Here is an 8,437-nt window from a genome sequence, read left to right as displayed (position 1 = left end):
ACCGCTGACGAGGGTGCTCACGGGCTGGCCGCCGCCGGGGTGGCGGCTCGCGATGTGCGATGTAGGGCAGGGGTCCGCCGGCCGCCCGAGCGCCAAGCAAGGTCGTTGCGGGGACTGGCGGGCTCGACCGCCGACGTCGGCCGGCACCCCGGGACGATCCGTGCGGTGCGCGGCGCGTACCGTGCGAGCGGGCGGGGAGGACACGCGGAGGTGAGCGGCGGGACGCCGACCGGTCGGACGCGTGGCACTCCTCACCCGGCGCGCCGGCACCACGCCACACCACTAACCCCACACCGTCGCCCGATCCACACCTCCCGCAACTCCCCCAACCGCTCCGAAAGGACGAGCCCCGTGCTCACGTCGTACGCAGACCACTTCGACACGCCCGCCGGGTATCTCGACTTCGCGCGGTTCGGGCCGCCGTCGCGGGATGCCGTGGGCGCCACGGCGCGCGCCTTGGAGGAGTCCGCCCGGGCCGACCACACCACCGTGGACGGCCTGATGGGCGCGGAGGGGGCCGCGCGGGACGCGGCAGCCCGTCTCGCGGGCACCGACGCCCGGCACACCGTGCTGCTGCCCAACGCGTCCACCGGCCTGTTCCACGCCGCTCTGGGCATCCGCGAGGGCGTGGTGCTCGCGCCGCGCACCGACTTCCCCGCCAACCACTACCCGTGGCGCCGCACCTCGGACCTGGGCCGGGCCACACCGCGCTGGCTCGACCCGGCGCCCGGCGCCGGCGTGACCCCCGACCTGGTCCGGGCCGCGCTGACCGACGACGTGGTCGCCGTGTCCGTCAGCGCCGTGGACTTCCGCACCGGCTTCCGTGCCGACCTGGCGGCGTTGCGCGAGGCGATCGGGCCGGACCGGCTGCTGATCGTGGACGCCATCCAGGCGTTCGGTGTCGCCGCGATGCCCTGGGAGGCGGCCGACGTCGTGGTGGCGGGCGGTCAGAAGTGGCTGCGCGCGGGCTGGGCCACCGGCTTCGCGACGTTGTCCGACCGTGCGCTGGAGTCCCTGGAGCCGGTCCTGACCGGCTGGACCGGCGTGGAGGACGTCGGCGTCTTCGACGGAGCGGAGCATCCGCCCGCCCCGGACGCGCGCCGGTGGTCGATCACCAACCTCAGCCCGGTGACGGCCGCCGCGTTCGCGGCCGCGCTGGACCTGGTCCAGCGGCACACCGTCGTCGCGATCGAGGCCGCGATCGCGACGCGGATCGCCGAACTCACCCAGGTCGTACGGGAGTACGGCGGCCGCGTCCTCTCCCCCACCGACCCGGCGCGGCGCGCGGGCATCCTCTCCTTCACGATGCCGGACCACGATCCGGCGCTCGTCGCGAAGTCGCTCCACGCCGAGGGTGTCACCCCGACGGTGCGCACCGACTCCCTCAGGCTGTCCCCGCACGCCTCGACCCCGCCGGAGGCGTCCGAGCGGGTCGCCGCCGCGCTGTCGGCGCTGCGGAACTGACCGGCCTGTGTACGGCGTTGGGCCACCGTCTCTGCCGCCCTGCTCTTGGTGAAGGCTCGGCCGGAGACTCCAGGGGGCGGACCCGCGTGGGTCCGCCCCCTGGGGCCGGACAAACCGGCCCGAGCCTCCGTGGCGGCGGTGCCGCTCAGCTGTCGTAGTCGACCGTCACCGTGTCGGAGACGGGGTAGGACTGGCAGGTCAGCACGTAGCCGGCGTCCACCTCGGCGGGTTCGAGGGCGTAGTTGCGGCGCATGTCGGCCTTGCCCTCGGTGATGTGGGCGCGGCAGGTGCCGCAGACGCCGCCCTTGCAGGCGAAGGGCAGGTCGGGGCGGACCCGCGACGCGGAGTCCAGGATGGTGGCCTCGCGCGGGAGCGCGGAGGTGGTGGAGCGGCCGTCCAGGACGACGGTGACCTGGCTGACCGGGCCGTCGGCGCGGGGCTCCTCGTGGCGTACGGCCGTGACGGGCTCGTCGCCGGCGAAGAAGAGTTCCTGGTGGATCCGGTCGTCCGGCACGCCCAGCCCGGCCAGCACCCGCTGGGCGTCCAGGACCATGCCGTGCGGGCCGCACAGCCACCAGTGGTCGGCGTCGGCGACGTCGACCAGGCCGTCGATGAGCGCCGACAGACGGTCGGCGTCCAGGCGGCCGGTCAGCAGGTCGGCCTCGCGCGGTTCACGGGAGAGCACGTGCGCGAGCTGGAACCGCGCGGGGTAGAGGTCCTTCAGGTCCGCCAGTTCGTCGGCGAACATCACGGAGCCGGTGCGGCGGTTGCCGTAGAAGAGGGTGACCTGGGAGTACTCGTCGGCGGCGAGGACCGACTCGGCGATGGAGACCATGGGCGTGATGCCCGAGCCCGCCGCGATGAGCACATGGTGTCCGGGCGTGGTCAGGTCGGGGGTGAAGGCGCCTACCGGGCCCATCACCTCGACGGTGTCGCCCGGCTCGACCTCGTTCACCAGCCAGGAGGAGAACAGACCCCCGGGCACCACCCGGACGCCGATCCGGGGCCGGGAACCGGCCGGGGAGCAGATCGAGTACGAGCGCCGCTCGTCGCGTCCGTCCACCTCGCGGCGCAGGGTGAGCGACTGGCCGGGCTCGAAGGCGAACTCCCGCGCCAGCTCGTCGGGGATGTCGAAGCTGACCGCGACGGCGTCCTCGCACAGCCGCTCCACCGCTGCCACCCGCAAGCTGTGGAAGGCCGGGCGGCGGCGCGTGCGCCGCACCGGGGCGGGGGCGGCGTCGGCGGGGGCCAACAGGTCCTCCATCAGATCTCCTTGACGTACTCGAACGGTTCGCGGCAGGCGCGGCAGCGCCACAGCGCCTTGCAGGAGGTGGCGCCGAAGCGGGAGGTCTCCTCCGTGTCCGTGGTGCCGCAGCGCGGGCACGCCACCGCTCGGCGGATGGCGGTCAGGACCAGCGGCACGGGCCCGGGCGCCGGGCGCGGCGCCGGACCGGGGGGTGCGATGCCGTGCTCGGCGAGCTTGCGGCGGCCCTCGGGGGTGATCCAGTCGGTGGTCCACGGCGGGTCCAGGACGGTGCGCACCTCGACGCGCTCGTAGCCGGCGCCCTTGAGCCGCGCGGCCACACCCGCCCGCATCTCGGACATGGCGGGGCAGCCGGAGTAGGTGGGCGTGAGGTCTGCGACGACCGTGCCGTCGGGAGTAACCCGTACCTCGCGCAGCACGCCTAGGTCGGCGAGGGTGAGCATGGGCAGCTCGGGGTCGGGCACCTGCTCGGCGATGTGCCGGGCGCGGTGGGCGTCGGTGAGGAGGGTCACCATGTCGCCTCCGGGTGGGCACGGGCCACGCTCTGCAGTTCCGCGAGGAGCGGGACGAGGTGCTCGGTGTGGCGGCCCTCGCGTCCGGGACCGGTTGCCGAGGGGGCGGGTACGTCCGGCAGGGACAGGCCCGCGGCCTCGGTGACCTGCCGCAGTACGGCGAGGACGGTCTCCCCGGCGTCGTGCGCCGCGAACAACTCGCCTGCGTACGGCATCACTTGGTCGAGTCCGGCCTGCATGCGCCGGTGGGACTCCTCGGTGCCGTCACCGAGGCGGACGACCCACTCGGCCGCGTACTGGCGGTGGTAGGTCAGTTCCTTCACGCCCTTGGCGGCGACGGCGGCGAGCACCGGGTCGGCGGAGGCGGCGAGCCGCTCGAAGTGGGCCAGGCGCCAGCTGGCGAGGACCAGCAGCCGTGCCACGGAGAACGCGAAGTCCCCGTTGGGCAGTTCGGCCAGGGTCACGTTGCGGAAGTCGTCCGCCTCGCGGAAGTAGGCGTAGGCGTCCTCGCCGCGTTCGGTGCCGTCGACCTGGCCGCAGCGGGCGTACAGCAGCCGGGCCTGGCCGAGGAGGTCGAGGCCGATGTTGGCCAGCGCCACCTCCTCCTCCAGTTCCGGGGCGCGGGTGGTCCACTCGGCCAGCCGCTGGGCGGTGACGAGGGCGTCGTCGCCGAGGGCCAGGCAGCACGCGGCCAGTTCGGCCCGGTCGATGTCCTCGGGGACGGCGGTGCTCACGCCGTACAGCGGGTCCTCGAAGCCGGTGCCGAAGGCCCAGCGGGCGTCGCTGTCGTCGTGTCCCTCGGCCAGGGACAGGTAGACGTGATCGTCGCTCATGACCTGCTCCTAGATGTGCGGGACGTCGTCGGGGATGTCGTAGAAGGTGGGGTGCCGGTAGACCTTGTCGGCGCTCGGGTCGAAGAAGGGGTCCTTCTCGTCGCGGGTGGAGGCGGCGATGTACTCGGAGCGCACCACCCAGATGCTCACGCCCTCGTTGCGCCGGGTGTAGAGGTCGCGGGCGTGGGTGAGGGCCATGCGGTCGTCGGCGGCGTGCAGGGAGCCGACGTGGACGTGGTTGAGTCCGCGCTTGCCCCGTACGAACACCTCGTACAGCGGCCAGCCGTCCCTCTTGGTCTGCGTCTCACTCATGCCGCTGTTCCCTTCTGCGTCCTGGCGGCCTGCTTGGCGGCGTGCGCGGCTGCCGCCTCGCGCACCCAGGCGCCCTCCTCGTGGGCGGCCCGGCGCCGCGCCATCCGCTCGTCGTTGCACGGCCCGTCGCCGCTGATCACTCGCTTCAGTTCGGCCCAGTCGGGGGTGCCGAAGTCGTACCGGCCGCGCTCCTCGTTCCAGCGCAGCTCGGGGTCGGGGAGGGTGACGCCCAGCTTCTCGGCCTGCGGCACGGTCATGTCCACGAACCGCTGGCGCAGCTCGTCGTTGCTGTGCCGCTTGATCTTCCAGGCCATGGAGCGCGCCGAGTTGGGCGAGTCGTCGTCGGGCGGTCCGAACATCATCAGCGACGGCCACCACCAGCGGTTCACCGCGTCCTGGACCATCTCCCGCTGGCCCTCGGTGCCGCGCATCATGGTCATCAGCAGTTCGTAGCCCTGCCGCTGGTGGAAGGACTCCTCCTTGCAGATGCGGACCATGGCACGCGCGTACGGGCCGTAGGAGCTGCGGCACAGCGGCACCTGGTTGCAGATGGCGGCGCCGTCCACGAACCAGCCGATGACACCGACGTCGGCGAAGCTGAGGGTCGGGTAGTTGAAGATCGAGGAGTACTTCTGGCGGCCTTCGAGCAGACGCTCGGTGAGGTCGGCGCGGTCGACGCCCAGGGTCTCGGCCGCCGAGTACAGGTAGAGCCCGTGGCCGGCCTCGTCCTGGACCTTGGCGAACAGGATGGCCTTGCGGCGCAGCGACGGCGCGCGGGTGATCCACTCGCCCTCCGGCTGCATGCCGATGATCTCCGAGTGCGCGTGCTGGGCGACCTGCCGGACCAGGGTCTTGCGGTAGCCGTCCGGCATCCAGTCCCGCGGCTCGATCCGCTGGTCGCGCGCGATGGTGTCCTCGAAGCGCTCCTGGAGCTCGGGCGGCGCTTCGTCCGCCGACGGGGGCCCGGCCTGCCGTGCAGTCATCCCTACCACCTATCCCAACCGACCGTTCGTTCGGTTCATGATATGACGAGCTCCCCTGGTTTTGGAAGTGGGGCGGCCTTTCAACATCCCTGGACGGAGGCTTCCCGCCGGCCGGAACCGTGGTATCGGCCATACGCAGAACCCTTGCCCGGCCTCCCGGCCCAGTTCCGTCCGTGGCCTGCGGTCCACCTCTTGACAGGCATCGATGTGGCTGAGTTACATGGCGGTGCCGCACGCTAACCGAATGTTCGGTCGGGACACAAGATGGTGGATACAGTGACTCAAGCCGCCAATGGTGCAGAAGGACCGGTCGAGGCGATGTTCGGCGCGGACGAAGCCTCCCGGAGCCTGGGAATCGAGCTGCTGCGACACGGCCTCGGGACCGCCGTGCTGCGCATGACCGTTACCTCCGCCATGGTCAACGGACACAAGATCGCCCATGGCGGCTATCTCTTCCTCTTCGCCGACACCGCCTTCGCCTGCGCATGCAACAGCCACGGACCGACGACGGTCGCCGCCGGAGCCGACATCGACTTCGTGGCCGCGGTGTACGAGGGTGACGTCCTGGTGGCCACCGCCCACGAGCGCACCCGGTTCGGCCGCAGCGGCATCTACGACGTCACCGTGATGCGCGGTGAAGAGGTGGTCGCGGAGTTCCGTGGCCGCAGCCGCACCCTCAGGGGCAGCACAGCCAAGGAGTCGCGATGAGCATCGAGCTGAACACCACGCCCGCCGCATGGGGGCGTCGCGGCGAGCCCTGTCCCGCGGAGCTGCTGGACGACGCGGAGCACCTCACCCGGGAGGAGCTGCTCGACCTGCAGCTGCGCCGTCTCCAGGCGACACTGCGCCACGCCTACGACAACGTCGAGCTGTACCGGAAGAAATTCGACGCGGCCGGCGTCGGGCCGCAGGACTGCCGTTCGCTGGAGGACCTGGCCCGCTTCCCGTTCACCACGAAGGCCGACCTGCGGGAGACGTACCCCTTCGGCATGTTCGCCGTGCCCATGTCCGAGGTCCGCCGCATCCACGCGTCCAGCGGCACGACCGGCCGCCCCACCGTCGTCGGCTACACGGAGCAGGACCTCTCCACCTGGGCCGACCTGATCGCCCGTTCGATCCGGGCCGCCGGCGGCCGCCCGGGCCACAAGGTGCACATCAGCTACGGGTACGGCCTGTTCACCGGAGGACTCGGAGCGCACTACGGCGCCGAGCGCGCCGGCTGCACCGTCATCCCCGCCTCGGGAGGCATGACGGCCCGCCAGGTCCAGATCATCCAGGACTTCCAGCCCGAGATCATCATGATCACCCCGTCCTACCTGCTCACCCTGCTCGACGAGTTCGAGCGCCAGGGCGTGGACCCCCGTACCACCTCGCTGCGGATCGGCATCTTCGGCGCCGAGCCGTGGACGGAGGAGATGCGCCGTGAGATCGAGGAGCGCATGGACATCCACGCCGTGGACATCTACGGCCTGTCCGAGGTGATGGGTCCGGGCGTGGCCCAGGAGTGCGTGGAGACCAAGGACGGTCTGCACGTCTGGGAGGACCACTTCCGCCCGGAAGTCGTCGACCCGATCACGGACGAGGTCCTGCCCGACGGCGAGAGCGGCGAGCTCGTCTTCACCTCCCTCACCAAGGAGGCGCTGCCGATCATCCGCTACCGCACGCGCGACCTGACCCGTCTCCTGCCCGGCACGGCCCGCCCGGCCTTCCGCCGCATCGAGAAGATCACCGGCCGCTGCGACGACATGATCATCCTGCGTGGAGTCAACGTCTTCCCGAGCCAGATCGAGGAGATCGTCCTCCGCACGCCGGGCGTCGCCCCGCACTTCCAGATCCAGCTCACCCAGCGGGGGCGGATGGACCACATGACGGTGCGCGTGGAGGCCCGCCCCGACAGCGGTCCCGAGCAGCGGGAGGCCGCCGCGCGGCTGATCGCCACGGGAGTCAAGGACGGCGTCGGCGTCACCGTGGAGGTGACGATCGTCGAGCCGGAGACGCTGGAGCGCTCACTCGGCAAGCTCCGCCGCGTCAAGGATCTGCGCGGGGCCTGATCTTCGGGCCGCGCGTCTCGGCGCGGGGACGAACCGGGCCCGGAACGGGACGGGTCCCTTTCGGAGTTGGGTCGGCGGATCCCTCCCGGGATCCCTCCCGGAGGCGGCCCGACGGATCCCTCCCGGAGGCGGCCCGACGGATCGCTCTCGGAGTCGGCCCGGCAGAACGGCTTTCGCCGTCGGCTCTTCCGAGCATGCCCGCGAGCCGCGGCGGCTTTCTCCTCGCGCGCCGCCGGCCCGACCGCTCACCCGCGACGGGCGCGGCGGCGGAAATTCCCTACCGTGGCGGCCGCCGAGGGCGGAGACTCGTCCCATGGCTGACATGGGGGTGTTCCGGGACGCGGTCACCGCGTGGGCGGCCGGCGGGCCCGGCGACCCGGCGTGCGAGCTGGCCGAGCGGCTGACCGTCCGGGCGGCCGTCCTGCTCGAAGGACCGAGCGACGCCGCGGCGGTCGGCGCGCTGGCCGCGCGCCGCGGCCGGGACCTGGCGGCCGAGGGAGTCTGCGTCCTGCCGATGGGCGGCGCGATGAGCGTCGGCCGCTTCGTCCGCCTCCTCGGGCCGTCCGGCCTGGGCCTGCGCCTCACGGGACTGTGCGACGAGGGGGAGCGGGGCTACTACGCCCGCGCCCTGGAGCGGGAAGGCACCGCAGAGCAAAGGTTCTTCGTCTGCGCGGCGGACCTGGAGGACGAGCTGATCCGCGCGCTGGGCGTGACGCGGGTGGAGGAACTGGTCCGTGGGGAGGGCGAGTCGCGCGCCCTGCAGACCTTCCGGCGTCAGCCCGCGCAGCAAGACCGCACCTCGCACCAGCAGTTGCGGCGCTTCCTCGGCACCACGAAGGGGCGCAAGATCCGCTACGGCCGCGTCCTCGTCGAAGCCCTCGACCCCGCCCGCGAACCCGCCCCGCTCGACGGCCTGCTCGCCGGCCTCTGACCACCGGGCACCGTCGATCCCCGCCGCGTTGGCGGGCGTCATGGTGAGCACACCGGCGCCGCCGAGGAGCAGCGTGGCGGCAGCGGC

9 protein-coding genes are annotated in these 8,437 nt (G+C 72.4%); 4 read left to right on the top strand and 5 right to left on the bottom strand.

All coding sequences use genetic code 11. The features are described 5' to 3' along the window. Positions 1-351: 351 nt before the first annotated feature. A complete protein-coding gene (locus ACWEN3_RS34980) occupies positions 352-1,464 on the top strand; it encodes an aminotransferase class V-fold PLP-dependent enzyme (protein ID WP_452979289.1) in 1,113 nt (370 codons plus the stop codon). 145 nt (positions 1,465-1,609) lie between these two features. Here the strand turns inward: ACWEN3_RS34980 and paaE are convergent, their stop codons facing one another. From paaE to paaA, 5 genes are read right to left on the bottom strand one after another with little or no spacing between them, the layout of a single operon-like run. Next, on the bottom strand, positions 1,610-2,728 hold the full coding sequence (gene paaE, locus ACWEN3_RS34975) for a 1,2-phenylacetyl-CoA epoxidase subunit PaaE (protein ID WP_452979288.1): 1,119 nt from the start codon (positions 2,726-2,728) through the stop codon (positions 1,610-1,612). After that, positions 2,728-3,243 carry a 1,2-phenylacetyl-CoA epoxidase subunit PaaD gene (gene paaD / locus ACWEN3_RS34970; RefSeq protein WP_452979285.1) on the bottom strand — a complete coding sequence of 172 codons (516 nt, stop codon included), beginning with the start codon at positions 3,241-3,243 and terminating at the stop codon, positions 2,728-2,730. The genes paaE and paaD overlap by 1 nt, the downstream gene beginning before the upstream one ends. Beyond that, a complete protein-coding gene (gene paaC, locus ACWEN3_RS34965; protein WP_452979283.1) occupies positions 3,237-4,073 on the bottom strand; it encodes a 1,2-phenylacetyl-CoA epoxidase subunit PaaC in 837 nt (278 codons plus the stop codon). Before paaC ends, paaD begins: the two co-directional genes overlap by 7 nt. Before the next feature lie 9 nt (positions 4,074-4,082). Beyond that, positions 4,083-4,385, bottom strand: coding sequence for a 1,2-phenylacetyl-CoA epoxidase subunit PaaB (gene paaB, locus ACWEN3_RS34960; RefSeq protein WP_452979280.1), 303 nt, complete (start codon positions 4,383-4,385; stop codon positions 4,083-4,085). Next, complete coding sequence (gene paaA / locus ACWEN3_RS34955) at positions 4,382-5,368, bottom strand: 1,2-phenylacetyl-CoA epoxidase subunit PaaA (protein WP_452979277.1); 987 nt, start codon at positions 5,366-5,368, stop codon at positions 4,382-4,384. Before paaA ends, paaB begins: the two co-directional genes overlap by 4 nt. Positions 5,369-5,632: 264 nt before the next feature. Here paaA and paaI point away from each other — a divergent pair, with 264 nt between their 5' ends. From paaI to ACWEN3_RS34940, 3 genes are all read left to right on the top strand, one after another. Then, complete coding sequence (gene paaI / locus ACWEN3_RS34950; RefSeq protein WP_452979274.1) at positions 5,633-6,076, top strand: hydroxyphenylacetyl-CoA thioesterase PaaI; 444 nt, start codon at positions 5,633-5,635, stop codon at positions 6,074-6,076. After that, on the top strand, positions 6,073-7,419 hold the full coding sequence (paaK, locus tag ACWEN3_RS34945) for a phenylacetate--CoA ligase PaaK (protein WP_452979272.1): 1,347 nt from the start codon (positions 6,073-6,075) through the stop codon (positions 7,417-7,419). Before paaI ends, paaK begins: the two co-directional genes overlap by 4 nt. A 313-nt stretch (positions 7,420-7,732) precedes the next feature. Next, a complete protein-coding gene (locus ACWEN3_RS34940) occupies positions 7,733-8,350 on the top strand; it encodes a TOPRIM nucleotidyl transferase/hydrolase domain-containing protein (protein WP_452979269.1) in 618 nt (205 codons plus the stop codon). The last annotated feature ends 87 nt before the right edge of the window (positions 8,351-8,437 follow it).

This window comes from Streptomyces sp. NPDC004561, from assembly GCF_053602155.1.
The sequence above is the reverse complement of the archived record's forward strand: the minus strand, read 5'-3'. Positions and strand labels throughout refer to the sequence as shown.

Excerpts from the sequence above, each read along its gene's own strand:
- paaE (WP_452979288.1), bottom strand. The coding sequence starts at position 2,728 with ATGGAGGACCTGTTGGCCCCCGCCGACGCCGCCCCCGCCCCGGTGCGG.
- paaD (WP_452979285.1), bottom strand. The coding sequence starts at position 3,243 with ATGGTGACCCTCCTCACCGACGCCCACCGCGCCCGGCACATCGCCGAG.
- paaC (WP_452979283.1), bottom strand. The coding sequence starts at position 4,073 with ATGAGCGACGATCACGTCTACCTGTCCCTGGCCGAGGGACACGACGAC.
- paaB (WP_452979280.1), bottom strand. The coding sequence starts at position 4,385 with ATGAGTGAGACGCAGACCAAGAGGGACGGCTGGCCGCTGTACGAGGTG.
- paaA (WP_452979277.1), bottom strand. The coding sequence starts at position 5,368 with ATGACTGCACGGCAGGCCGGGCCCCCGTCGGCGGACGAAGCGCCGCCC.
- paaI (WP_452979274.1), top strand. The coding sequence starts at position 5,633 with ATGGTGGATACAGTGACTCAAGCCGCCAATGGTGCAGAAGGACCGGTC.
- paaK (WP_452979272.1), top strand. The coding sequence starts at position 6,073 with ATGAGCATCGAGCTGAACACCACGCCCGCCGCATGGGGGCGTCGCGGC.
- ACWEN3_RS34940 (WP_452979269.1), top strand. The coding sequence starts at position 7,733 with ATGGCTGACATGGGGGTGTTCCGGGACGCGGTCACCGCGTGGGCGGCC.